Annotated in this window: 21 protein-coding genes and 2 riboswitches; of the genes, 12 read left to right on the top strand and 9 right to left on the bottom strand. The window is 72.5% G+C overall.

Annotated elements, in window-relative coordinates; genetic code table 11:
• Positions 1–110 precede the first annotated feature (110 nt).
• Positions 111–1,370, top strand: a complete 1,260-nt coding sequence (locus tag ACZ34W_RS01030) for a L,D-transpeptidase (protein ID WP_329487315.1) — start codon at positions 111–113, stop codon at positions 1,368–1,370.
• 28 nt (positions 1,371–1,398) lie between these two features.
• On the opposite strand, the gene ACZ34W_RS01025 is transcribed toward ACZ34W_RS01030, so the two are convergent.
• The 5 genes from ACZ34W_RS01025 to ctaE form a co-directional block, all read right to left on the bottom strand.
• The gene (locus tag ACZ34W_RS01025) at positions 1,399–1,782 is read right to left on the bottom strand and encodes a GntR family transcriptional regulator (RefSeq protein WP_329487314.1); all 384 of its coding nucleotides are present in this window, start codon (positions 1,780–1,782) and stop codon (positions 1,399–1,401) included.
• 103 nt (positions 1,783–1,885) lie between these two features.
• A complete protein-coding gene (gene qcrB / locus ACZ34W_RS01020) occupies positions 1,886–3,547 on the bottom strand; it encodes a cytochrome bc1 complex cytochrome b subunit (RefSeq protein WP_329487313.1) in 1,662 nt (553 codons plus the stop codon).
• Positions 3,544–4,614 carry a cytochrome bc1 complex Rieske iron-sulfur subunit gene (gene qcrA / locus ACZ34W_RS01015; protein ID WP_380389855.1) on the bottom strand — a complete coding sequence of 357 codons (1,071 nt, stop codon included), beginning with the start codon at positions 4,612–4,614 and terminating at the stop codon, positions 3,544–3,546. The genes qcrB and qcrA overlap by 4 nt, the downstream gene beginning before the upstream one ends.
• On the bottom strand, positions 4,611–5,420 hold the full coding sequence (gene qcrC, locus ACZ34W_RS01010; RefSeq protein WP_329487311.1) for a cytochrome bc1 complex diheme cytochrome c subunit: 810 nt from the start codon (positions 5,418–5,420) through the stop codon (positions 4,611–4,613). The genes qcrA and qcrC overlap by 4 nt, the downstream gene beginning before the upstream one ends.
• 187 nt (positions 5,421–5,607) lie before the next feature.
• Positions 5,608–6,228 carry an aa3-type cytochrome oxidase subunit III gene (gene ctaE, locus ACZ34W_RS01005; protein WP_073923280.1) on the bottom strand — a complete coding sequence of 207 codons (621 nt, stop codon included), beginning with the start codon at positions 6,226–6,228 and terminating at the stop codon, positions 5,608–5,610.
• Between the two features lie 395 nt (positions 6,229–6,623).
• On the opposite strand from ctaE, the gene ACZ34W_RS01000 reads away from it, so the two are divergent.
• From ACZ34W_RS01000 to ACZ34W_RS00990, 3 genes are all read left to right on the top strand, one after another.
• The gene (locus ACZ34W_RS01000; RefSeq protein WP_329487310.1) at positions 6,624–7,049 is read left to right on the top strand and encodes a hypothetical protein; all 426 of its coding nucleotides are present in this window, start codon (positions 6,624–6,626) and stop codon (positions 7,047–7,049) included.
• A gap of 122 nt (positions 7,050–7,171) precedes the next feature.
• A complete protein-coding gene (gene trpD, locus ACZ34W_RS00995) occupies positions 7,172–8,248 on the top strand; it encodes an anthranilate phosphoribosyltransferase (protein ID WP_329487309.1) in 1,077 nt (358 codons plus the stop codon).
• 146 nt (positions 8,249–8,394) lie between these two features.
• Positions 8,395–8,512, top strand: a riboswitch (SAM riboswitch).
• Between the two features lie 51 nt (positions 8,513–8,563).
• Positions 8,564–9,928 carry an aminotransferase class V-fold PLP-dependent enzyme gene (locus ACZ34W_RS00990; RefSeq protein ID WP_329487308.1) on the top strand — a complete coding sequence of 455 codons (1,365 nt, stop codon included), beginning with the start codon at positions 8,564–8,566 and terminating at the stop codon, positions 9,926–9,928.
• A gap of 10 nt (positions 9,929–9,938) precedes the next feature.
• Here ACZ34W_RS00990 and ACZ34W_RS00985 read toward each other — a convergent pair whose 3' ends face one another.
• Positions 9,939–10,220, bottom strand: coding sequence for an Lrp/AsnC ligand binding domain-containing protein (locus tag ACZ34W_RS00985; protein ID WP_329487307.1), 282 nt, complete (start codon positions 10,218–10,220; stop codon positions 9,939–9,941).
• A 41-nt stretch (positions 10,221–10,261) separates the two neighbouring features.
• Positions 10,262–11,044, bottom strand: a complete 783-nt coding sequence (locus ACZ34W_RS00980; protein ID WP_465600478.1) for a rhomboid family intramembrane serine protease — start codon at positions 11,042–11,044, stop codon at positions 10,262–10,264.
• A 202-nt stretch (positions 11,045–11,246) separates the two neighbouring features.
• On the opposite strand from ACZ34W_RS00980, the gene ACZ34W_RS00975 reads away from it, so the two are divergent.
• The 6 genes from ACZ34W_RS00975 to ACZ34W_RS00950 all read left to right on the top strand — a co-directional run bounded on the left by ACZ34W_RS00975 (position 11,247) and on the right by ACZ34W_RS00950 (position 18,489).
• Positions 11,247–11,498 carry a hypothetical protein gene (locus ACZ34W_RS00975; RefSeq protein WP_329487305.1) on the top strand — a complete coding sequence of 84 codons (252 nt, stop codon included), beginning with the start codon at positions 11,247–11,249 and terminating at the stop codon, positions 11,496–11,498.
• 76 nt (positions 11,499–11,574) lie between these two features.
• On the top strand, positions 11,575–13,119 hold the full coding sequence (locus tag ACZ34W_RS00970) for an NYN domain-containing protein (protein WP_352287055.1): 1,545 nt from the start codon (positions 11,575–11,577) through the stop codon (positions 13,117–13,119).
• Between the two features lie 210 nt (positions 13,120–13,329).
• On the top strand, positions 13,330–14,373 hold the full coding sequence (locus ACZ34W_RS00965; protein WP_329487301.1) for a C40 family peptidase: 1,044 nt from the start codon (positions 13,330–13,332) through the stop codon (positions 14,371–14,373).
• Positions 14,374–14,696: 323 nt separating this feature from the next.
• A riboswitch (cyclic di-AMP (ydaO/yuaA leader) is annotated at positions 14,697–14,850 on the top strand.
• A 10-nt stretch (positions 14,851–14,860) separates the two neighbouring features.
• On the top strand, positions 14,861–16,015 hold the full coding sequence (locus ACZ34W_RS00960; RefSeq protein ID WP_329487300.1) for a C40 family peptidase: 1,155 nt from the start codon (positions 14,861–14,863) through the stop codon (positions 16,013–16,015).
• Between the two features lie 225 nt (positions 16,016–16,240).
• The gene (locus ACZ34W_RS00955; protein ID WP_329487299.1) at positions 16,241–17,299 is read left to right on the top strand and encodes a C40 family peptidase; all 1,059 of its coding nucleotides are present in this window, start codon (positions 16,241–16,243) and stop codon (positions 17,297–17,299) included.
• A 32-nt stretch (positions 17,300–17,331) separates the two neighbouring features.
• Positions 17,332–18,489 carry a hypothetical protein gene (locus tag ACZ34W_RS00950; RefSeq protein ID WP_465600473.1) on the top strand — a complete coding sequence of 386 codons (1,158 nt, stop codon included), beginning with the start codon at positions 17,332–17,334 and terminating at the stop codon, positions 18,487–18,489.
• Here the strand turns inward: ACZ34W_RS00950 and ACZ34W_RS00945 are convergent.
• Positions 18,486–19,910, bottom strand: a complete 1,425-nt coding sequence (locus ACZ34W_RS00945; protein WP_329487297.1) for a glycosyltransferase 87 family protein — start codon at positions 19,908–19,910, stop codon at positions 18,486–18,488. The genes ACZ34W_RS00950 and ACZ34W_RS00945 overlap by 4 nt on opposite strands.
• A 244-nt stretch (positions 19,911–20,154) precedes the next feature.
• Here ACZ34W_RS00945 and ACZ34W_RS00940 point away from each other — a divergent pair, with 244 nt between their 5' ends.
• Positions 20,155–21,294, top strand: a complete 1,140-nt coding sequence (locus ACZ34W_RS00940; protein ID WP_465600469.1) for a glycosyltransferase family 4 protein — start codon at positions 20,155–20,157, stop codon at positions 21,292–21,294.
• Positions 21,295–21,341: 47 nt separating this feature from the next.
• On the opposite strand, the gene ACZ34W_RS00935 is transcribed toward ACZ34W_RS00940, so the two are convergent.
• Positions 21,342–23,135: an AMP-dependent synthetase/ligase gene (locus ACZ34W_RS00935; RefSeq protein WP_465600466.1), complete on the bottom strand. Its 1,794-nt coding sequence runs from the start codon at positions 23,133–23,135 to the stop codon at positions 21,342–21,344.
• Positions 23,136–23,458: 323 nt separating this feature from the next.
• Here ACZ34W_RS00935 and ACZ34W_RS00930 point away from each other — a divergent pair, with 323 nt between their 5' ends.
• Positions 23,459–23,893, top strand: coding sequence for an SRPBCC family protein (locus tag ACZ34W_RS00930; protein ID WP_329487294.1), 435 nt, complete (start codon positions 23,459–23,461; stop codon positions 23,891–23,893).
• The last annotated feature ends 15 nt before the right edge of the window (positions 23,894–23,908 follow it).

Here is a 23,908-nt window from a genome sequence, read left to right as displayed (position 1 = left end):
CCCGGAGTGACGGCCTCACCCCCCTGGGCGAACGGGGGGTCGCTCGGATGTCGCTCCGCCGCTTCACGTTCCTACGATCTGATCAATCGTGCGAACCCTCGGAGGCGGTCATGGCCGACAGGCGCGGAACCGCAGGTATCGGCAGCATCTCGCTGGCTCTCGTCGTACTGGCCCCACTGGCCGCCTGCTCGTCCGGTGAGGACGACGCCCCGGGCGCCGTCCACCGGGTCGACGCGGCCCCGCTGGTGCACCTCTCGGCGACCGGGACGGTGGATCCGTCCCAGCCGGTGACGGTGACGGCGGTACCCGGCAGCCGGCTCACCGACGTCACGGTGGTCGGTCCGGACGGCCGGGTGGTGGCCGGACAGCTCTCGGCGGACCAGCTCAGCTGGCAGACCACCGGGCGCCTCAAGGCGGCCACCGCCTACACCGTCAGGATCGCCGCCGACGACGGCAAGGGCGGTCGCGGCGAGACCACCGCCGGCTTCAGCACGGTGGCGGGCCAGCGCCTGCTCACCGCCAAGCTCGGCCCGGACTCCTCCGGCACCGGCCTCTACGGCGTCGGCCAGCCGCTCACCGTCCAGCTCTCGGAGGCGGTGAAGGACCCGCAGGCCCGCCAGGAGGTCGAGCGCGCCCTGACCGTCACCTCGCAGCCCGCCGTCACCGGCGGCTGGTACTGGGTGGACGACAAGAACCTGCACTTCCGCCCGGAGGAGTACTGGCCGACCGGCACCACCGTCAGCCTGGTCTACGACGGCACCGGCAGCCGGATCGCGGACGGCCTCTACGGCGGCGACCGCGCCGCGCTGGCCCTGCGGATCGGCGAACGGGTGGAGTCGGTGGTGGACGCCGCCACCCACGAGCTCACCCTGACGCGCGGCGGCGAGGTGGTCCGGACGATACCCGTGACCACCGGCAAGCCCGGCTTCGACACCCGCAACGGCGTCAAGGTGGTGCTCGGACAGGAGCGCCAGGTGCGGATGAGCGGCGAGACGATCGGCATAGCCGCCGGCAGCTCGGAGGCCTACGACCTCAACGTCGAGTGGGCCACCCGGGTGACCTGGAGCGGCGAGTACGTGCACGCCGCGCCCTGGTCGGTGGGCTCGCAGGGGGTGGCGAACGTCAGCCACGGCTGTACCGGCATGAGCACCGAGAACGCGAAGTGGTTCTACCAGAACACCCGGATCGGCGACCTGGTCACGGTGGTCAACAGCCAGGGTCCGAGCATGGAGTCGTTCGGCAACGGCTTCGGGGACTGGAACATCGCCTGGACCGACTGGGTCAAGCACAGCGCCCTCGGACAGCCCGTCAGCACCACGCCGCCGGCCTCCCGGGCCCCCGCCACCGGGATGATCCGCCCGGAGCTCTGACGCCCCTCCCGGCCCCGGCCCGGGCCGCTCAGCCCTCCCGGCCGGGCTCCCGGTGGGCCAGCCGCAGCGCCGTCGCCACGGCCGCCAGGGCGTCCGCCTCCGGCACGCCGAGCCGCCGGACCCGTTCGGCGTACTCGGTGGCCGCGGCGGCGGCCAGCCGGTGCGCGGTGTCCCCGGTGGCGGCGATCAGGGTGCCGCGCCGGCCGTGCGTCTCCACCACCCCGTCGGTCTCCAGCTCGCGGTAGGCCCGCGCCACCGTCCCGGCCGCCAGCCCGAGCTGCTCGGCCAGGGCCCGGACGGTGGGCAGCCGCAGCCCGGTCGGCAGGTCACCGGTGCGGGCGCGCTCGGCGATCTGCTCCCGGATCTGCTCGTACGGGGGCGTGGCGGCGGCGGGGTCGACGGACAGCTCCACGGGGGCTCCTGACGGTGGGGCGGACGGGAAAGCCCGAGGGCCGCCGACCAGGAAGAACTCTGGTCGGCGGCCCTCGGGGGTGACGCGGGGGATGCGTACGGGATCAGTGGTGGCCGTGGCCGCTGGTGATCTCGTGGTGCTCCTCGGCGGTCGGCTTCGGGATCCGGCTGCCCTCGCCGTAGAAGCCGCGGGAGAGCTTCGCCCGGGTACGGGGGATCAGCCCGGCCTTGGCGGCCACGCCGTTCTCGTCCGTCTCGGCCGGCAGCTCGAACACGGGCGGCTGCTCGTGCGAGGTGAGCTTGTGCAGGTCGGCCTGCGGCAGCTGGGCGTGCACCTCGATGAACTCGCCGTGCGGCAGGCGCTTGATGACGCCCGTCTCGCGGCCGTGCAGCACCTTCTCCTTGTCCCGGCGCTGGAGGCCGAGGCACCAGCGCTTGGTGGCGATGAAGGTCAGTACCGGCACCACGAAGAAGCCCACGCGGACGAAGTACGTGATGTCGTTGATCGACAGGTGCAGGTGGGTGGCGAACAGGTCGTTGCCACCACCGACCAGCAGCACCAGGTACAGGCTGATCCAGGCGGCGCCCAGCGCGGTGCGGACCGGCGCGTTGCGCGGGCGGTCCAGGATGTGGTGCTCGCGCTTGTCGCCGGTGACCCAGGACTCGATGAACGGGTAGACCGCGATCGCGACCAGGACCAGCGGGAAGATCATCAGCGGGACGAAGACACCCAGGTTCAGGGTGTGGCCCCACAGGCCGATCTCCCAGCCCGGCATGACGCGGATCAGGCCCTCGGAGAAGCCCATGTACCAGTCCGGCTGGGCGTCCGTGGACACCTGGTCGGGGCGGTACGGGCCGTACGCCCAGATCGGGTTGATCGTGGCGATCGCCGAGACGGCGGCGATGAGACCGAAGACCAGGAAGAAGAAGCCACCGGCCTTGGCCATGTAGACCGGCATCAGCGGCATGCCGACGACGTTCTTCTCGGTCTTGCCCGGGCCCGCCCACTGGGTGTGCTTGTGGTAGAAGACCAGGATCAGGTGCGCGACCAGCAGGCCGAGCATGATGCCGGGGATCAGCAGCACGTGGATGGTGAAGAACCGCGGCACGATGTCGTGGCCGGGGAACTCGCCGCCGAACAGGAACATCTGGATGTAGGTGCCCACCAGCGGGACGGCGAGGATCGCGCCTTCCATGAAGCGGATACCGGTGCCCGAGAGCAGGTCGTCGGGCAGCGAGTAGCCGAAGAAGCCGTCGAACATGCCCAGGACCAGCAGCAGGAAGCCGAAGACCCAGTTGATCTCACGCGGCTTGCGGAACGCGCCGGTGAAGAACACGCGCATCATGTGCACGAGCATTGCGGCCACGAAGACCAGCGCGGCCCAGTGGTGGATCTGGCGGACCAGCAGGCCGCCGCGGACCTCGAAGCTGATGTCCACCGTCGACGCGTACGCCTCGGACATCGGGATGCCCTTGAGCGGGATGTACGAGCCGTCGTAGATGACCTCGCCCATGCTGGGCTTGAAGAAAAGCGTCAGGTACACGCCCGTCAGGATGATGATGACGAAGGTGTAGAGGCAGATCTCGCCCAGCATGAAGGACCAGTGGTCCGGGAAGATCTTCCGCAGGTTGGCCTTGGCGAGGGAGTAGATCCCCAGCCGGCCGTCCGTCCAGTCAGCAGCCTGCTCCCACTTGTTGGCGGGCTTGGCACGCGTGCTGCCGGCGGGCTTGGCGGCACCGGAGGTGGTGCTGCTCGCGCTACTCATCGAGCACGCTCCCAGTAGCTCGGGCCGACGGGCTCGTCGAAGTCGCCGGTGGCGACCAGGAAGCCCTTCTCGTCAGTGGTGATCTTCAGCTGCGGCAGCGGGTGGCCGGCCGGGCCGAAGATGACGCGCGCGCCGTCCGCCAGGTCGAAGGTCGACTGGTGGCAGGGGCAGAGCGCGTGGTGGGTCTGCTGCTCGTACAGGCTGATCGGGCAGCCGACGTGGGTGCAGATCTTGGAGTAGGCGAGGATGCCCTCGAAGCCCTTCTCCCGGGACTCGGTGTCCTTGATGTCCTCCGGTGCGATGCGCACCAGCATCAGGGCGTCCTTGGCGATCTGCTGCTGGAAGTCCTCGTCGTGCGTGCTGAGACCCTCCGGCATGGCGAAGGTCAGCGAGCCGACGATGACGTCCTCGGCCTTCATCGGCTGGTTGGTGTTCATGTTGATCAGCTGCAGCGGCTTCACATCGGTGGCCTCGCGCCAGCCGGTGTGCTCCAGCTTGTCCTCGGGCAGCGGGCCCAGGTCGCGCAGCAGCACGACGCCGGACAGCGGCACCAGGGCCATCGAACCGATGAGGGTGTTGCGGATCATCTTGCGGCGGCCGAAGCCGGACTCGGCGGCGCCGGTCCTGAACTGCTCGATGACGTCCGCGCGGACCTCGTCGTCGGCCTCGATCGGGTGACGCTCGGCCGGGATCTCGTGGTCCGACATCAGGGTGCGGGCCCAGTGGACCGCACCCGCGCCGATGCAGAACAGCGCGACGCCCAGGGTCATGCCCAGCGCGAAGTTCAGCGCGCTGACGTGGCCCAGCGGGAAGATGTAGACGATCTTGTCCGGGTCGATGGCCACGTAGGAGGCGATGAAGCCCACGGTGGCGAGCATCGAGACCACGAACATCAGCGAGACCTGGCGCTCGGCCCGCTGGGCGGCCCGCTCGTCGATGTCGGTGCGACGCGGTTGGTGGGCCGGCAGGCCCGGGTCGGCGAACGGATCGCCGTGGGCGGCCACCTCGTGGTGTCCGGCGGAGCCGTGTGACTCCGGGAGCTTCTCTTCTGACATGTCGTGGCTCATGACTTCTTGGCCTTGGTGGTGTGGGCGGCGACCCAGATCGCGACCGCGATGAGCGTGCCGAGACCGAAGATCCAGCCGAACAGGCCCTCGGTCACCGGACCGAGGCTGCCGAGCGTGAGACCGCCGGGGTTCGGCTCATCGTTGGTGGTGTGGCGGACGAAGGCCACGATCTGCTTCTTCTGCTCCTCGGGCATGGTGGTGTCCGGGAACGACGGCATGTTCTGCGGGCCGGTCTGCATGGCCTCGTAGATGTGCTTGGCGTCCACTCCCTCCAGCGACGGGGCGTACTTGCCCTGGGTCAGGGCACCGCCCTGGCCGGCGAAGTTGTGGCACTGGGCGCAGTTGGTGCGGAACAGCTCGCCACCCTTGGAGAGGTCCTCGGGGTTGGTCGAGGTGTACTGCTCCTCGGTCGGGATGACCGGGCCGGGGCCGAGCGAAGCCACGAAGGCGGCGAGCTGGTCGATCTCCGCCTGCGAGTAGATGTTCTTCTTGCTCGGCACCTGGGCGCCGGGCTGCTGGGCCGGCATGCGGCCGGTGCCGACCTGGAAGTCGACCGCGGCTGAGCCGACGCCGACCAGGCTCGGACCGTCGCTGCTGCCCTGGCCGTTCAGGCCGTGGCAGGAGGAGCAGCCCACGGCGAAGAGCTTCTTGCCCTCATCGATCGCGAGCGACTGCGCGGCGACGTCGGCCTGCGCCTTGTCGGCGGGCGCGAACGCGGCGTACAGCCCCCCGGTTGCCGCCAGGGCGAGAAGTAGGACGACCAGCGCCGCCAATGGGTGGCGCCGTCGTGCGGAGAGCTTTTTCACGGAATAACCCCGGTGTCAGGATCTGGTCGACTGGTGGGTGCACCCGGCGGCCGGTCTGGCCGGCACGAGGCTGCCTGTCTAGGGCTGCGCGCGCGGTCGGTCGGTTGGGAGCGTAGGCACCGGCAAATCGGGCCGTCGCCGGTGAGGGCGGGACCCGGAGCCGGTGGCCAGCGACCTGATCAGCTGGTTACTTGATCAGGTAGATGGTCGCGAACAGGCCGATCCACACGACGTCGACGAAGTGCCAGTAGTACGACACCACGATGGCGGCGGTGGCCTGCTCGTGCGTGAAGCGCTTGGCTGCGTACGTCCGTCCGAGGACCAGCAGGAAGGCGATCAGACCACCCGTCACGTGCATACCGTGGAAGCCGGTGGTCAGGTAGAACACCGTGCCGTACGGGTCGGAGGACAGCGAGAGGCCGTCCTTCTTGACCAGCTCGGTGTACTCGAAGATCTGGCCGCCGATGAAGATCGCGCCCATCACGAAGGTGATGACGAACCACGAGCGGAGCTTCTTCACGTCCCCGCGCTCGGCAGCGAACACGCCGAGCTGGCAGGTGAGAGAGGAGAGCACCAGGATCGTGGTGTTGACCGAGGAGAAGGGCACGTTGAGGGCGTGCGCCTTCTCGCTCCAGAACTCGGCTCCCTTGACGGAGCGGAGCGTGAAGTACATCGCGAAGAGGGCCGCGAAGAACATCAACTCGGAACTGAGCCAGACGATCGTTCCGACGCTGACCATGTTCGGCCGGTTGACCGATCCGTGCGCGTGCCCGGTTTCTACTGCTGTTGCTGTCGCCACGACGGACATTATGTCGGTCCCTTATTCCGTCTTCACGCCGGGGGGTGTCCCTCGGAGTGTCCGGTGCGTGCGGTATGCCCCGGTGGGGCCCGCCGGGACGCCCGGATGGCGGCTGAGCAGGGGCGTGTCCCTTTTCTGACGGTTCTTCGAAGGCATCTTCGACCCTGATGCCCAGCGTGTCGCTCCACTCCTTCGGGGTCCGCCGGGAGTAAGGGAAAGGCCCTCGGGTCGGCCGTACGGGTGGACCGCGACTGCGGGGGTGACGGCCTGTCCTCCGGGCGGGTGAGTCGTGGGCGCGGCGGCTTGAGACGGATCGTGCGGGAGTGGCTCGGCGGGCGGTGATCGGGAGTAGCATCCGGGTTGAGACGAACGTGGTCCGGATCACACTTGAGGGAGCAGGGCCCATGGCGTACACCACCGACGAGACGCTGACCGTTCTCGTCTACAGCCACGACCGCAACACCCGCGAGCAGGTGCTGACGGCCCTCGGCCGCCGGCCCGCGGAGGATCTGCCGGAGCTGACCTACCTGGAGTGCGCGACGACCCCCGCGGTGCTGAAGGCACTGGAGAAGGGGGGCGTGGACCTCTGCGTGCTGGACGGCGAGGCGGTCCCGGCCGGCGGCCTCGGGCTCGCCCGGCAGTTGAAGGACGAGATCTACGGCTGCCCGCCGGTGCTGGTGGTGATCGGCCGGCCGCAGGACTCCTGGCTGGCCGCCTGGAGCCGGGCCGACGCGGCCATCTCCCACCCGGTGGACCCGGTGGCGCTGGCCGAGGCGGCCGCCACGCTGCTCCGGGCCCGGCTGGCGAAGCGGGCCCCGGCCGCCCGGTAGGACCGCGTCTCAGTGGGAGAGAAGTGAAGGCGACGGCGGGGCGGAGGCGTCCCGCCGCTCGATAGGCTGGCTCCATCCTTACGGAGAACCCCTCGGGGAACCGACAAGAGCTGGAGTCAGCCATGGTGAACGTGAACCCTGCGAACGGCGGCAAGGACCCCGTGCAGGTGGTCCGCACCTGGCCGGACATCCTGTCGGCGCTGCTGCGGGGCGAGGACCTCGACCGGGCGGACACCGCCTGGGCGATGGACCGGATCATGAGCGGCGAGGCCTCCGCGGTGCAGATGGCCGGCTTCATGGTCGCCCTGCGGGCCAAGGGCGAGACGGTGGACGAGATTGTCGGCCTGGTGGACTCGATGTACGCGCACGCCGAACCGCTCTCCATCCCCGGCCCGGCGGTCGACATCGTGGGCACCGGCGGCGACCGGGCGAAGACCGTCAACATCTCGACCATGTCGGCGATCGTCGCCGCGGCGGCCGGTGCCAAGGTGGTCAAGCACGGCAACCGGGCGGCCTCCTCGGCGAGCGGCTCCTCGGACGTGCTGGAGAAGCTCGGCGTCAATCTGGACCTCTCGGCCCGGCGGGTCGCCGAGGTGGCCGAGGAGGTCGGACTGACCTTCTGCTTCGCGGCCAGGTTCCACCCCGCGATGCGGCACACCGCCCCGGCCCGCAGCGGCCTCGGGGTGCCGACCGCCTTCAACACCCTCGGCCCGCTGACCAACCCGGCCAAGGTCACCGCCCACGCGATCGGCTGCTTCGACACCCGGCTGGCCTCGCTGATCGCCGGGGTGCTGGCCCGCCGGGGGTCCACCGCGCTGGTCTTCCGCGGCGACGACGGCCTGGACGAGCTGACCGTCACCACCACCTCCCGGGTCTGGATCGTGCGCGACGGCGAGGTCACCGAGACCTCCTTCGACCCACGCGACGTCGGCGTCCAGCTGGTGGGCATCGAGGCGCTGCGCGGCGGGGACCCGGCGTTCAACGCGGACGTCGCACGCCGGCTGCTGGCCGGGGAGCGCGGAGCGGTGCGGGACGCCGTCCTGATGAACACGGCGACGGCGCTGGTGGCGCTGGACCTCACCGACGCGCCGCTCGCCGAGCAGCTGGCGGCCGGAATGGAGCGGGCCGCGGCGGCCATCGACTCGGGCGCCGCGCAGGATCTGCTGCGGCGCTGGTCCGAGGCCACCACCCGGGTGTGAAGCGGCGGTCGGGCCCGCGGGGGGATGCCTCCCCGTGGGCCCTTTCGCGTCCGGCGGTGGCGTCGCCGTGCCCCGGTGGTGGACCGCTGTCCGGATGGCGGACCCCTGTTTGACCACTCGACGGACGCGACCTAGAGTCTTCGCCAGGTCATGAGTGACAGCGTCAAGCCCCAGCTGGCTGTCCGGCAACCCTCCGTCCGTGGCGGGGTGCCCTGGGTGAGGACCGGGTCTCGCGGCGAACCGTCCGCGTGACAAGCGCGGACGCCGGCTGACACGCACCTCCGGGGTCCTTACCCGTCGAAGGAGTGCACCCCCATGTCCGTCGCCACCGAGATCTGCGCCCCGCTCCCCGTCCTCGGCCACGACGTCGAGGTCCCGCTGGTCAACGGTGACAAGGTCACCTACGCCGCGCTCGACTACGCCGCCAGCTCCCCGGCGCTGCAGCGGGTCTGGGACGACGTCGCCGCCTACGCCCCCTACTACGGCAGCGTGCACCGGGGCGCCGGCTACCTCTCCCAGCTCTCCACCGACCTCTTCGAGCAGAGCCGCCGCACCGTCGCGGACTTCCTCGACCTGCGCGAGGGCGACCAGGTGGTCTTCACCCGGGCCACCACCGACTCGCTGAACCTGCTGGCGGGCGCCGTCCCGGCCGGCACCCGGGTCTTCGCCTTCGAGACCGAGCACCACGCCTCGCTGCTGCCCTGGCGCCACGCCGGGCTGAGCGTCACCTACCTGCGCGCCCCGCGCTCGCACGCCGAGGCCGTCGCCGCGCTGGACGCCGCGCTGGCCGAGGCCCCCGAGGGCCCCAAGCTGCTCTGCGTCACCGGCGCCTCGAACGTCACCGGCGAGCTCTGGCCGGTCGCCGAGCTCACCGAGACCGCCCACCGGCACGGCGCCCGGGTGGTGCTGGACGCCGCGCAGCTCGCCCCGCACCACCGGGTCTCGGTGCGCGAGCTGGGCGTGGACTGGATCGCCTTCTCGGGCCACAAGATCTACGCGCCGTTCGGCGCCGGGGTGCTGGCCGGCCGGGCCGACTGGCTGGACGCGGCCGAGCCGTACCTGGCCGGCGGCGGCGCCACCCGCACGGTCGCCCGGGAGGCCGACGGCTCGGTGGCCGTGCAGTGGCACACCGGCCCGGCCCGGCACGAGGCCGGCTCGCCGAACGTGATCGGCGTCTACTCCATCGCCTCGGCCTGCCGGGCCCTGACCGAGGCGGGCTTCGACGCGCTGGAGGCCCGCGAGCGGCAGCTGATCGCCCGGCTGAAGGCCGGGCTGGCGGAGGTCCCGCAGGTGCGGGTGCTGAACCTGTTCGGCGCGGACTCGGCCCGGGTGGGCGTGCTCTCCTTCGTCGTCCAGGGCTGGAACAGCTCGCACTTCTCGGCCGCGCTCTCCGCCGAGTACGGCATCGGGGTGCGCGACGGCCTGTTCTGCGCGCACCCGCTGGTGCGCACCCTGCTCGGCGACGAGGACGTGGCGCCGTCCGAGTGCGGTGCGCCGGAGGCGTCGCTGCCGGGGGAGCGCAGCCTGAACGCGATCCGGGTCAGCTTCGGCGCGGGTACCCCGGACGAGCACATCGACCGGTTCCTGACCGCCGTCCGCGAGCTGGTCACGGACGGCGCGGCCTGGAACTACCGCAACGAGGGCGGCCGCTGCGTCGCGGACACCCGGCGCGAGGGCTGAACGGGGGAGGCTACTCGCCCAGGCCGAGCGCGAAGGCGGTCTCCAGGTCGTGCTGGGAGTAGGTCCGGAAGGCGATCTGGGTCTCGGTGTGGGCCACGCCCGGGACCTTGTTCAGCCGGCCGGGGATCACCTCGGCCAGGTCGTCGTGCCGGCGCACCCGCACCATCGCCACCAGGTCGTAGCCGCCGGTGACCGAGTAGACCTCGCTGACGCCCTCGATGGCCGCGATCGCCTCGGCGATCTCCGGGATGCGGTCGACGCTGGTCTTGATCAGGACGATGGCGGTGATCACTGTTCGGGCTCCTTTGTGAGGTGCCGCCAGGGTATCGGGCGTCAGCGGGGCCGTCGCGGGGGGCGGGTGGCCAGCGTGCAGGCGTACAGGAACCCCGCCGAGAAGCCGATCACGTGGACCAGGTAGGCGACGCCCGGCCCCGCCGAGTGCACCGACCACCACTGGAGCGCGAACCAGAGGCCGAGCACCAGCCAGGCCGGGAGCCGCAGGGGCAGGAAGAGCAGCAGCGGGACGAGCGTGGTCACCCGGGCCCGCGGGTGCAGCCTCAGGTAGGCGCCGAGCACGCCGGCGATCGCCCCCGAGGCGCCGATCAGGACCCGGGTGTAGTCCGCCGAGTGCGCCTCGGCCAGCGCGAAGCCGTAGGTGGCCAGCGAGCCTGCCGCCAGGTAGAAGAGCGCGAACCGGGCCCGGCCGAAGCGGGCCTCCACGGTGGGGCCGAAGACCTGGAGGAAGAGCAGGTTGCCCAGCAGGTGCAGCCAGCCGGCGTGGACGAAGAGCCCGCTGAGGACGGACATCGCCGGGTGCTTGCCGGGGGTCGGGGCGGCCGGGCAGCCCGGCACCGGGTCGGGGGCCTCGGCCACCTGTTCGGCGCTCAGCGGCCGTCCGGCCAGCAGTTCGGCCGGGACGGCGCCCCAGCGCTGCTCGTACCGCTGCTCCGCGCAGACCCGGTCCTGCCCGCGGCCGTACAGCGGGTTGAGCCCGGCCGCCGGGCCGAGCAGGAAGACCAGCACGTTCAGCGCGATCAGCGCGTAGCTGACGGCCGGGACGGGCGCGGCCGGGGGGCCGTCCCGCGCGCCGGTGTGGTCGAGGACCGGGATCGCCATGCGACCAAGCATCCCTCCGTCCGGCCCGGGCGACACCGCGCTGTACGGCAGGTGGACCACCCCCGCGATCGCCGTGACCGGTGGCCGGGGTGGTTGCCCCAGGCAATAGGCTTGGGGCGGGCAATCCCGCCTCCCGCCGCCGATGCCGGGGCTCCGGGGGGAGCGCCTGAGCCCACCCAGGGACCACCCGAGAGGACCCCCGATGACCGTCCCCGCCCTGACCGCAGAGACGCGTTGGCGCTGCACCCTGTGCGGCAACCTGACCCGCTTCGACGTCACCCGTACCGCCCGGGTGACCGAGTTCCTGCACTTCGACCTGGCCGGCGAGTCCAAGGTGGAGGAGACCGAGGTGCACAGCGAGACCATCGAGTCGGTGCGCTGCCGCTGGTGCAACGCGGTGGACCAGGTCGAACTGGTGGCCCGTCCGGGCGCCGAGGCCGCCGAGCAGGCTTGATGCCCGCCCCGCGCGGTGGACGGTGCGCGGCACGGCCGTCCGCCGCGCGGGACAATACAGACAGAGCGCACGGAGCGTGACGACCAGGGGTACGGCCGACGGCCGTACCCCGCTGGCGAGGATCGGAGCCGAGGACGTGGTGGACGCAGCGCAGGAGCCCGCCGGGCCGCAGGGGCGGCAGCCCGCTGTGGACGCGCAGGCGCCGGACGCGGTCGAGGCCGCCGCGCCCGGCACCGGCGCCCCCGCCGAGGAGGTCGACGGCGAGGAGGCCGGCGGCTCCGGCGGTGAGGAGCCGGCGGCAGCCCGCGCGGCCGAGAAGCTCGACCGGCCGCTGCCCGAGGGGGTGCGCCGGCGTGTGGTGGGCCTCGCCGCCGACGCGCTCGGGGGGCTGCCGGTCGCGGAGCTGCCGCAGACGCTGCGCCCGTACGCCAAGTTCACCCCGGCGCGCCGGGCCAAGTACGCCGCCACCGCGCTCGCCGCGGCACTGGAGTCCGAGCCGGCGTTCCGGGTGCGGATAGCGGAGCGGCTGCGGCTCGGGCAGCCGGACCTGGTCCGGGCGCTGGAGTCGGGCAGCGTGCCGGGCGCCGCCGATCCGATGGACGTGGCGGCCGCCGCCTACCTGGTCCGGTCGGCGGGCTGGAGCCGCCTGGTCGTCGAGGCCGGCGAGGAGGCCGAGCGGGCCGGCGCCGAGGGCGCGGCGGCCGAGGCGGCCCGGCTGGCCGAGAAGCTGCAGGCGGAGCTGGCCGAGGTGCGCGCCGCCGCCCGGGCGGACCTGGACCGGCAGCGGGCCGAGTCGGAGGACGTCCGCAAGGAGGTGGAGTCGCTGCGCAAGAAGGTGCGTTCGCTGGAGAGCGACACCCGGCGGGCCCAGGCCGAGACGCGCCGGGTCACCGGGGAGCTGGAGGCCCTGAAGGCGCAGACGGGCGTCGAGCGCGGCGCCGCCGAGAGCGAGGCGCGGCGGCTGCGGCACCGGATCTCCGAGCTGGAGAACGCCGCCGAGCAGGGCCGCCGTTCGGCCCGCGAGGGGCGCAGCGTCGAGGACATGCGGCTGCGGCTGCTGCTGGACACCGTGCTGCAGTCGGCGCAGGGGCTCCAGCGGGAGCTGGCCCTGCCGGTCTCCCAGATCCGCCCGGCCGACCTGGTCGAGGCGGTGGTGCCGGGTTCGGCCTCGCCGCACGACGTGGCGCGGCGCGGGCTGGCCGAGGACGACCCGGCGCTGCTGGACCAGCTGCTGGCGATCCCGCAGGTCCACCTGGTGGTGGACGGCTACAACGTGACCAAGACCGGCTACCCGGCGCTCCCGCTGGAGCAGCAGCGGATCCGGCTGCTGGGCGGGCTGGCGATGCTGGCCCAGCGCACGCAGGCGGAGGTGACCTGCGTGTTCGACGGCCAGGACCTCGACGTGCCGGTGATCCTGGCGCCGCCGCGCGGGGTCCGGGTGCGGTTCAGCCGGACCGGGGAGACCGCCGACGAACTGATCCGCCGCCTGGTGCGGGCCGAGCCGCAGGGCCGGCCGGTGGTGGTGGTCTCCACCGACCGGGAGGTCGCGGAGGGCGTGCGGAAGGCGGGCGCGCGCCCTGTAGCCTCGGTGCTGCTGCTGAACCGACTGGCCCGGCCCTGACCTCGGCCGGGGCCGGCCGGCAGGAGATGACCCTGGTCAGCGCCCGGTTTGCGGGGATGTGTGGATCCCGTGAAGTCATGGCGGGGGGCGGGAGTTCACGCCATCGGGGGAGTGGCGCAAAGCGTGGATCTTCACTAGGGTCTGGCGTCAAACCTATTTTCCGGATTCTCACTCGTTCGGGTGAGTCCGTTGGAAGAAGGAGCCGGTCACTTGGCCACCCACCGCCGTCCCAAGCAGTCGAGCCGTGCACGGGTCACCGTGCTGACCGCTGCCGCTGCGACCGCGGTCGCCCTCTCGGCCCAGGTCAGCGCCCACGCCGCGCCCAGCCCGTCCCCCAAGAAGGAGGACGTGAAGGCGCAGGTCGACCAGCTGCAGGAGGAGGCCGAGCAGGCCACCGAGAAGTTCAACGGTGCCAAGGAGCGGGCGGACCAGCTGCGCAAGCAGGCGGACCAGCTCCAGGACCAGGTGGCTCGCGGCCAGGACCAGATGACCCAGCTTCAGGGCGGGCTGGCCGAGGTGGCGGCCGAGCAGTACCGGACCGGCGGCATCGACCCGTCCGTCCAGCTGATGCTCGCCTCCGACCCGTCCGGCTACCTGGACAAGGCCGCCAGCGTCCAGCAGGCCAGCTCCAGCCAGACCGAGGCGCTCAAGGGCCTGCAGGACCAGCAGCGCCGGCTGGACCAGCAGAAGGCCGAGGCGGCCGCCGTCCTCGCCTCGCTGGACAGCACGACCAAGGACCTGAACCAGTCCAAGGCCGAGGTCAACAAGAAGCTCAAGGAAGCCCAGGACCTGCTGAACTCGCTCAGCGCCGCCGACCGGGCCGCGCTGAAGGCCGCCCAGCAGCAGGCCGACCGGGCCTCGCGCGGCAGCGAGCGCACCGACCTGAGCAGCCTCCCGCAGGGCAGCGGCTTCGCCGGGCAGGCCGTCGCCAACGCGATGAGCAAGCAGGGTTCGCCGTACGTCTGGAGCGCGGTCGGCCCGAACTCCTTCGACTGCTCCGGTCTGATGGTCTGGTCGTACGCGAAGGCCGGCGTCTCGCTGCCGCGCACCTCGCAGGCGCAGGCCAACTACGGCTCGAAGGTGGCCTCGCTGGCCGACGCCCAGCCGGGCGATCTCATCATCTACCGCCCGGACCGCAGCCACGTCGGGATGTACATCGGCAACGGGATGGTGGTCCACGCGCCGCACACCGGTGACGTGGTGAAGGTGATGAAGGCCGACGCGATGCCGATCAACGCGATCCGCCGGGTCTGACGGACCGACATGCCCACGGGCCGGGATCCGGCCCTGTGATCCGCGCCACCCCCGGAACCGGGGGTGGCGTCGGTGTCTGCGGCCGCATCATGACAAATGATCAGCTCCATGTGGGCGTGTGATCACACCCGGTCATATTCACAAATGAACTTGGATATTCTTCCGGCATTTTTCTGACAAGGATTTGAACGGATCACGGTTCTGTTACTAGGGTCATGCCTCGAACCACCGCACAGTCGATCACCCAGCAGGGGTGGCGGCGGAGGTTTACCGCCGAGTTCGTGAAGCAGCGGGGCAGAGCATCTGCCCGTCGGGGAGTCCAGTAGTCGGGGGCGCTGTGGAACGGAGCCGGGGAACCATGTTCCTCCGGGGTGAATCGGCGCCAGGTCGACCGTCGTGCGGTCGGTGAGGCGTCGTAGGGCACGCTTCCGGCCCGAACCCGTCAGCTCACCCGGTAGGCGGACGTAGGAAGAAGGAGTCCGCCTTCGTGGCGTCCCATCGTCGTCCCAAGCCCGCCGGCCGCGCCCGGGTCTCGATTCTGACCGGTGTCGCCGCCGCGGCGGTCGCGCTCTCCGCGCAGTCCGGCGCCCACGCCGACCCGACGCCGACCAAGGATCAGGTCAAGGAGCAGATCGACCAGCTCAACGAGCAGGCCGAGCAGGCCACCGAGAAGCTCAACGGCGCCCAGGCCAAGCAGCAGGAGCTGCAGAAGCAGGTCGGTGAGCTGCAGGACAAGGTGGCCCGTCAGCAGGCCGCGGTGACCGAGGCCCAGGGCGGTCTCGCCGAGATCGCCGGCGAGCAGTACCGCAACGGCGGCATATCGCCGACCGTGCAGCTGATGCTCTCGTCCAGCCCGGACAGCTTCCTCAGCCAGGCCGGCGCCATCAACCAGGCCGGCAGCACGCAGTCCGGTGCGCTGAAGGACCTCCAGGAGCAGCAGCGCAGGCTCGACCAGGACCGCAACGAGGCCCAGGGCAAGCTCGGCGAGCTCGAAGCCACCACCCAGCAGCTGAAGGCCTCCAAGGAGGAGGTCCAGGGCAAGCTGGCCAAGGCCCAGGACCTGTACAACTCGCTGTCCGAGCAGGAGCGCCAGGCGATGCGCGCGGCCGAGGAGAAGGCCGCCGCCGAGGCGAAGGCCAAGGCGGACGCCGCCAAGGCCGAGGCCAAGGCCAAGGCGGACGCCGACCGCGCCTCCCGCGACAACACCCGCGACCAGCTGCCCGCCCCGTCGTCGCCGGCCGCCAAGCCCGCCGCCGCGGCCGCCGCGCCGTCCGCGCCCGCCGCCAACGGCTCGCGCGCCGCCGCCGCGATCGCCGCCGCGGAGAGCAAGCTGGGTGCCCCGTACGTCTACGGCGCGGCCGGTCCGAGCTCCTTCGACTGCTCCGGCCTGACCAGCTGGGCCTACGCCCAGGCGGACGTGTCGCTGCCGCGCACCTCGCAGTCCCAGGCCACCGCCGGTACCAACGTGGGCACCAACATCGCCAACGCCCAGCCCGGCGACCTGATCATCTACCGTGCGGACCGCAGCCACGTCGCGCTCTACGTCGGCGGCGGCCAGGTCATCCACGCGCCGAAGCCCGGCGCGAACGTCCGGTACGAGACCGCCAGCATGCTGCCGATCTCGGCCATCGTGCGCGTCTGATCCGACGTCTGCTCCCACAGGCCCGGTCTCCCCTCGCGGGAGGCCGGGCCTGCGGCTTTCGTGCCGGACCGTGCTGATGTCCGATTGCGGGTCAAATATTCGGGTTGGGAGGGGTTTGGACTCGCTCGCCCGGACTCGCTAACGTCTGCCACCGGACTCCCGCTCGACGGCCGCCCGCACCGGTGCGGCGGCGGGGCCGGGTCGCAGGATCGGAGTTACCGTCGTATGGCCGTGCACCGCCGTTCCCCCCTGCCGGGCGCGTTCGCCCGTGCGCTGGTGCTGACCGCCGCGGCCACCACCGCGCTGGGGGTGGCCACGGGGGGTGCCGCCCAGGCCGCCCCGGGCACGCCGGACGGGCCGTCGAACCGCAAGGACGTCAAGGCGCAGGTGGAACAGCTGTACGACGAGGCCGAGCAGGCCTCGGAGAAGTACAACGCCGCACTGGACGTCCAGCAGCGCCTCCAGCACGAGACCGGCACGCTCCAGCAGCAGGTCGCCGTCGCCCAGGGCGAGCTCAACGAGCTCCGCGGCGACCTCGCCACCGTGGCCGGCGCCGAGTACCGGGGCGGCGGGATGGCGCAGACCGTCCAGCTGATGCTCTCCACCGACCCGGAGGGCTACCTCTCCAAGGCCCGCAGCCTGGACCAGGCCGCCGAGCGGCAGAACGAGACGCTGCACGAGGTGGTGGCCCGTCAGCGCCGGCTCGACCAGCGCCGGTCGGAGGCCTCGATGAAGCTCTCCGAGCTGGAGGAGACCCGCCGGGCCCTGGCCGAGAGCAAACAGCAGATCCAGCAGCGGCTGGCCAAGGCGCAGCGGCTGCTCAACAGCCTGGGGGCGGGCGAGCGGGCCCGGATGGTGGCCCAGGACGCCCGCGAGGCCGAGCAGCGGGCCACCCGCGGCACCGACCGCCTCGACCTGGGCACGGCCCCGCCCGCCTCCGAACGCGGCGCGGCCGCGCTGGCCGCCGCCGTGCGGATGATCGGTTCGCCCTATGTGTACGGATCCGCCGGGCCCCGCGCGTTCGACTGTTCCGGTCTGATGTACTGGAGCTGGCGGCAGGCCGGAGTGACCCTGCCGCGCACCTCGCAGGCCCAGGCGTACGCCGGCCAGCGGGTCAGCATCTCCGACGCGCGACCGGGAGACCTGGTGATCTTCTACCGGGACAGGCACCACGTCGGCATGTACGCCGGCGGCGGGGTGATCGTGCACGCCCCCTACCCGGGCGCCAAGGTCCGCTACGAGAGCGTCAACGCGATGCCCGTCGCGGAGGTGATCCGGCTCTGAGCCGGCCCGTCCCGACCCCTCCCGCCGACGCCGTGACACGCTGCCGCGCACTGTCCCGGCGCGGGGCCCTGCTGCTCGCGGCGGGCGGACTGGCCCAGCTGTCGCTGCCCCGGGCGGCTCCGGCGGCCTCCGTGGCCGCGGTGGCGGACCAGCGGGCCGAGGTGGTCGCGCTGCTGGCCGAGCGGGCCCGGACGCTGACCACCGGACCGTCCGCGCCCCCGGTGGAGGCGGCCTACCGCAACCTCGTGCTCGGTCCGGCCGGTCGGCCGGACCGGCTCACCGCCACCGCCGAACTGACCGTCCGGGTGACCGGGTACGACGCCTACCCGGTGGTCCACCAGCGCCGGCTGGAGCTGTGGCGGACCGGCGGGGGCTGGCGGGTCGAACGCGAGGACGGCCCGGACGGGCCGGCGCCGCTCTGGGACTTCGGGACCGTCCGGGCGGCGGCCGGCGCGCACTGCCTGGTGCTCGGCCTGGCCGACGGCCCGGACCCGGCGCAGCTCACGGCCGTGGCCGACCGGGCCGTCCCGGCCGTCACCGCGCTCTGGGGCACCGCCTGGCCGGGCCGGCTGCTCCTGGAGCTGCCCGGCACCGAGGAGCAGTTCGGCCGGCTGCTGGACGCCGACCCGGCGGGCTGGACCGGCATGGTGGCGGTCACCACCGCGGCGCCCGGCGCCCCCCGGCACACCCCGGCCGACCGGGTGCTGGTCAACCCCGGTGCCTACCGGGGGCTCGGCGACTTCGGCCGCCAGGTGGTGATCACCCACGAGGCCGTGCATGTGGCGACCCGGGCCGACACCCGGGCCTGGACGCCGCTCTGGCTCTCCGAGGGCGTCGCCGACTGGACCGGCTACCGGGACTCCGGCCGCTCGCCCCGGCAGATCGCCCCCGAGCTGGCCCGGGACGTCGCCGCCGGCCGGGTGCCCTCGGCGCTCCCCGCCGACCAGGACTTCACCGCCGGGGCCGACGGCATCGCCCAGGCCTACGAGCAGGCCTGGCTGGCCTGCGACCTGATCGCCCGCCGCTTCGGGCCGGACCGGCTGGTCGGCTACTACCGGGCGGTCGGCGCGGCGGGCGCGGGCGCGGGCCGGGAGGAGCAGTCGGACCGCGTCCTGCGGGACGAGCTGGGCCTCGGACTGGCCGAGTTCACCGCGCTCTGGGTCGCCGAGGTCCGCCGCCTGGCGGCCTAGCGCCGCCGCTGGGCCGGCGGCCGGTCGATGCCGTCCAGCAGGTCCTGCTCGTACGCGATCCCCGGGCGCACCGGGTAGCCGGTCGCCGACACCGGCTCCGGCTCCGCGCGGTCCAGCACGACGGTCGGCGGGAGCTGGGCGGTCCCGCGGGTCGAGCGCCAGAGCCGGACGCAGGAGAGCCCGGTGGCGGCCAGCAGCAGCAGGTTGCGCAGGGTCAGCGCGGTGACGGCCCAGGGCTCGCTGCCGACCAGCTCGCTGAAGAGCAGCGGGAACTCCACCACGGTAAGCGGCGTCGCGGCCAGGACCAGCAGCGCCACCGGGCGCTGGCTGGTGCCGCGCACGGTCAGGCAGACCGCCGCCACGCCGACCAGCCAGACCAGGTACTGCGGGCTGATCACCCGGCTGGTCACGGTGAAGATCAGCAGCGCGGCCAGCGCCGCGTCGTACATGGTCGCCGCGTTGCGGCGCTTGGCGGTGAAGCGCCAGAGCAGCAGCCAGGCGAAGCCCAGCAGGCTGCCGGCCAGCATCACCTTGCCGACCACGTTCACCCACGGCCCGAGCATCTCGACCGAGCCGTAGTTCATCGTCACCCTGCCGTCCCAGGCGCCGGCCATCCGGGCGAAGTGCAGCGGCAGCGCGCCGACCGACTCCACCTCGACGCCGCGGTCCTTCTGGAAGGTCAGGAACTCGAAGGCGCCGTTCATCCCGGCCGCCAGCAGGAAGCCCACCGAGACGGCGGTGGCCGCGGCGGCGGTCCAGGAGCGGCGGGTGCGGCGGCCGGACGGGGTGCCGATCAGGCCGATCAGCGGCCAGATCTTGATGATCCCGCCCAGCCCCAGCAGGATGCCGCCGATCGCCGGGCGGCGGATCAGCGCCAGCAGGCCGGCCACCGCGACGGCGGTGACGATGACGTCGTACCGGTTGTAGATCATCGGACCGAGCAGCGGCACGCCGGCCACCCAGACCCAGGCACCGGTCAGCGCCCGGCCCCTGCGCAGGCCGGTACGCACCAGCAGGGCCATCGCGACCGCGTCGGCCAGCCCGCAGATCACCCAGAAGGAGACCAGGTACGACCAGGGCAGCAGCCCGGGCAGCATGATCACCAGGGCGGCGCCGGGCGGGTACTGCCAGGTCACGTCGTCCAGCGGGAAGGTGCCGGTCTGCAGGACGCCGTACCAGCCGTGGTAGATCAGCCAGACGTCCGTGGTGATGTCCCCGCCGGCCATCCGCAGCACGCCGGTCACCAGCAGCAGCAGCAGTGCCCGGGAGGCCAGCCACGTCCCGCCGAGCGCGCAGAGCGCCCCGGTACGCCGGGAGGGGCCGGTGGGGGCCGGTACGGGCTCCTGGCGGACGGCCAGCGCCGTGCCGGGGCCGTCGGCGCCGCTGGGTGAACCGGACTTGGTGGCCGGGGCCAACTCCACTGCGCTCCCTCGTTCGTCTCGGACGTCCCACCGGAGGCGTCGCGCGACGGACGCCCGGGCGGCCGGTGCCGGGCGCGGCGCCACGTTCGGCGGGGCCGCACCGGCTGCCTAGGTTCTAGGACAGACCCGGGGGAGAAACGGTTGCCGTGCGCGGATCCGTTCCCGGCGGGTCGTGGTGTTGACCTATCGTACGGATCACCCAGCGGTACACCGAGCACCCCCCGACCGAGCGAGCCGTGGCCAGATGCACAAGACCTTGATCGTCACCAATGACTTCCCGCCGCGACCCGGCGGCATCCAGGCCTTCGTCCACAACATGGCTGTCCGTCAGCCCGCCGGGAGCATCGTGGTCTACGCGTCGACCTGGCGCGACGGCGCCGAGGTCGCCCGCTTCGACGCCGAACAGCCGTTCCCGGTGATCCGCGACCGGACGAAGGTGATGGTTCCCACACCGCGCGTCACCCGCCGGGCCGCCGAGATCCTCCGCGCCGAGAAGTGCGACTCGGTCTGGTTCGGCGCGGCCGCCCCGCTCGGGCTGATGGCGCCCGCGCTGCGCCGGGCCGGAGCCGGCGGGCGGCTGCTCGGCATGACGCACGGCCACGAGGCCGCCTGGGCCCAGCTCCCGGTGGCCCGGCAGCTGCTGCGCCGGATCGGCGCCGGTACCGACACCCTCACCTACCTCGGCGAGTACACCCGCTCCCGGATCGCCGACGCGGTCGGCCCGGAGGCGGCCGCCCGGATGGTGCAGCTGCCGCCGGGGGTCGACGAGCAGACCTTCCACCCCGGCTCGGGCGGCGCCGAGCTGCGCCGCCGGCTCGGGCTGGCTGACCGGCCGGTGGTGGTCTGCGTCTCCCGGCTGGTGCCGCGCAAGGGCCAGGACACCCTGATCGACGCGATGCCGCAGATCCTCGCCGAGGTGCCGGACGCCGTGCTGCTGATCGTCGGCGACGGCCCCTACCGGGCGGACCTGGAGAAGCTCGCCGACGCCCGGGGCGTGCGCCACGCGGTGCGGTTCACCGGCGCGGTGCCGTGGTCGGAGCTGCCCGCGCACTACGGCGCCGGGGACGTCTTCGCGATGCCCTGCCGGACCCGGCGGGGCGGGCTGGACGTCGAGGGCCTGGGCATCGTCTACCTGGAGGCCTCGGCGACCGGTCTGCCGGTGGTGGCCGGGGACTCCGGCGGCGCGCCGGACGCGGTGCTGGAGGGCGAGACCGGCTACGTGGTGCCGGGCGGCTCGCCGGCCGCCGCGGCCGAGCGGATCGTCCGGCTGCTGAACGACGAGGAGCTGCGCCGGCGGCTCGGCGAGGCCGGGCGGCGCTGGGTGGACCGCTCCTGGCGGTGGGACCTGCTGGCCGGGCGGCTGACCTCGCTGCTGGCGGGCTGACGAAGCGGTGCGGGCCCCGCCACCGCGGCGGGGCCCGCACCGTACGGTCAGCGCTGGTAGATCGCCTCGACGTCGGCCGCGAAGTCCTTCAGCACCAGGTTGCGCTTGAGCTTGAGCGACGGCGTGAGGTGGCCGCTCTCCTCGGAGAAGACGGTGTCCAGCAGCCGGAACTTCTTCACCGCCTCGGCGTGCGAGACGGCGGCGTTGCCGTCGTCCACGGCGGCCTGGACGGCGGCCAGCAGGTCCGCGTCCTCGCGCAGCTCGGCCACCGTGGCGGTGGCGGGCTTGCCGTTCAGCTCCTTCCACTTGGGGAAGAAGTCCTCGTCCACGGTGACCAGGCAGCCGATGAACGGCCTGCGGTCGCCGACCACCATCACCTCGCCGATCAGCGCGTGCGCCCGGATCCGGTCCTCGATCACCGCCGGGGCGACGTTCTTGCCGCCCGCGGTGACGATGATCTCCTTCTTGCGGCCGGTGATGGTGAGGTAGCCCTCGGAGTCCAGCGAGCCGATGTCGCCGGTGGAGATCCAGCCGTCCTTCAGCGCCTCGGCGGTGGCCTGCGGGTTGTTCCAGTAGCCGGTGAACACCTGCGGGCCCTTGAACAGGACCTCGCCGTCCTCGGCGATCCGGACGGCGGCGCCGGGCAGCGGCTGGCCGACCGTACCGATCTTCGGCTTGTCCCACGGGTTGAAGGCGGTGGCCGCGCAGGTCTCGGTCAGGCCGTAGCCCTCCAGGACGGTGAAGCCGATGCCCCGGTAGAAGTGGCCGAGCCGCTCGCCGAGCGGGGCGCCGCCGGAGATCGCGTGGGTGGCCCGCCCGCCGAGCGCGGCGCGCAGCTTGCTGTAGACCAGCTTGTCGAAGATCTTGTGCTTGATCCGCAGGCCCAGGCCCGCGCCGCCGGCGTCCAGCGCCCGGCTGTACGCGATCGCGGTGTCGGCGGCCTTGTCGAAGATCTTGCCCTTGCCGTCGGCCTGGGCCTTCGTGCGGGCGGTGTTGTAGACCTTCTCGAACACTCTCGGCACGCCCAGGATCAGGGTGGGCCGGAACGCCGCCAGCTCGGCGGTGACGTCCTTGATGTCGGAGACGTGGCCGAGCTTGATCGGGGCCATCGCGGGGGCGATCTCGGCGATCCGGCCGAGCACGTGGGCCAGCGGCAGGAAGAGCAGCACCGAGCTCTCGCCGGTGCGGAACAGCGGGGCCAGCCGCTCCACGATGTTGCCGCACTCGGCCATGAAGTTGGCGTGGGTCAGCTGGCAGCCCTTGGGGCGGCCGGTGGTGCCCGAGGTGTAGACGACGGTGGCGATCGAGTCGGCCGTCGCCAGCGACCGGCGCTCGGCCACGGTCGCGTCGGTGACGTCCCGGCCCGCCCCGGCCAGCGTCGCCAGGGCGCCGCCCTCGATCTGCCAGGTCTGCCGCAGCAGCGGCAGGCGCCCCCGGACCTCCTCGACCACCGCGGCGTGCTGGGCGGTCTCGGTGAGGACGGCCACCGCCCCGGAGTCGCCGAGGATCCACTCCACCTGTTCGGCGGAGGAGGTCTCGTACACCGGCACGGTGATCGCGCCGGCCGTCCAGATCGCGAAGTCCAGCAGCGTCCACTCGTAGCGGGTGCGGGACATGATGCCCACCCGGTCGCCGGGCTCGATGCCCTCGGCGATCAGACCCTTGGCGGCGGCGTGCACCTCGACCAGGAACTGGGCGGCGGTCAACTCCTGCCACCGGCCGTCCACCTTGCGACTGAGCACCACGACGTCCGGGTGCCGCTCGGCGTTCTGGTGCACGAGGTCGGAGAGGTTACCGCCGCTCGGTACCTGGTAGAGGGCCGGAAGGCTGAAGTCGAGCAAGACTGCTCCTCGTTCGCGACGCTGCGGGACGGCAGGACGTTACTGCCCGGTAGGCAGCTTCGACCAGGGGGGTCGGCTCCGGTGTTCGAAGTGTCACACCTTTACCCGGTCCGACCAGGCCGTGACCGGGTCGTTCGAATGGCACCCTACGGCAGCCCGGACGTGACCGGCGGGTAGCCTGCGAGCGCCCCCCGAGCCCGGGCCGCGCACCCTCCGAGCCCCGGACCTGAGGGATCGCCGGGCGCGATAGCCTGCTCCGGGCGCACCCGACCGAGCAGGCTCGGCCGGGCCGGCAGCAAGGGACGACGCGGAGGGCCATACCCATGGCGGAGCACACCAGGTCGAGCATCACCATCGACGCGACCCCGGCGAAGGTCATGGCCGTGATCGCCGACTTCGCCGCCTACCCGGCCTGGACCGGCGAGGTCAAGGAGGTCGAGGTGCTGGAGACCGCCGAGAACGGCCGCGCCGCCCAGGTGCGCCTGCTGCTCGACGCCGGCGCCATCCGCGACGAGCACGTGCTGGCCTACACCTGGGACGGCGACCGCGAGGTCGGCTGGACGCTGGTGCGCAGCCAGATGCTCCGTTCGCTGGACGGCTCCTACTCGCTCGCCCCGTTGGACGGCGGCCGGACCGAGGTCACCTACCAGCTGGCCGTCGACGTCAAGATCCCGATGCTCGGGATGATCAAGCGCAAGGCCGAGAAGGTCATCATCGACCGGGCGCTGGCCGGACTGAAGAAGCGCGTCGAGGGCTGACGCCGGGAAAGCGGG

This window comes from Kitasatospora sp. NPDC022856 (assembly GCF_055561235.1).
Note: the sequence above shows the minus strand (reverse complement) of the source record. Positions and strands in the feature narration are given on the sequence as shown.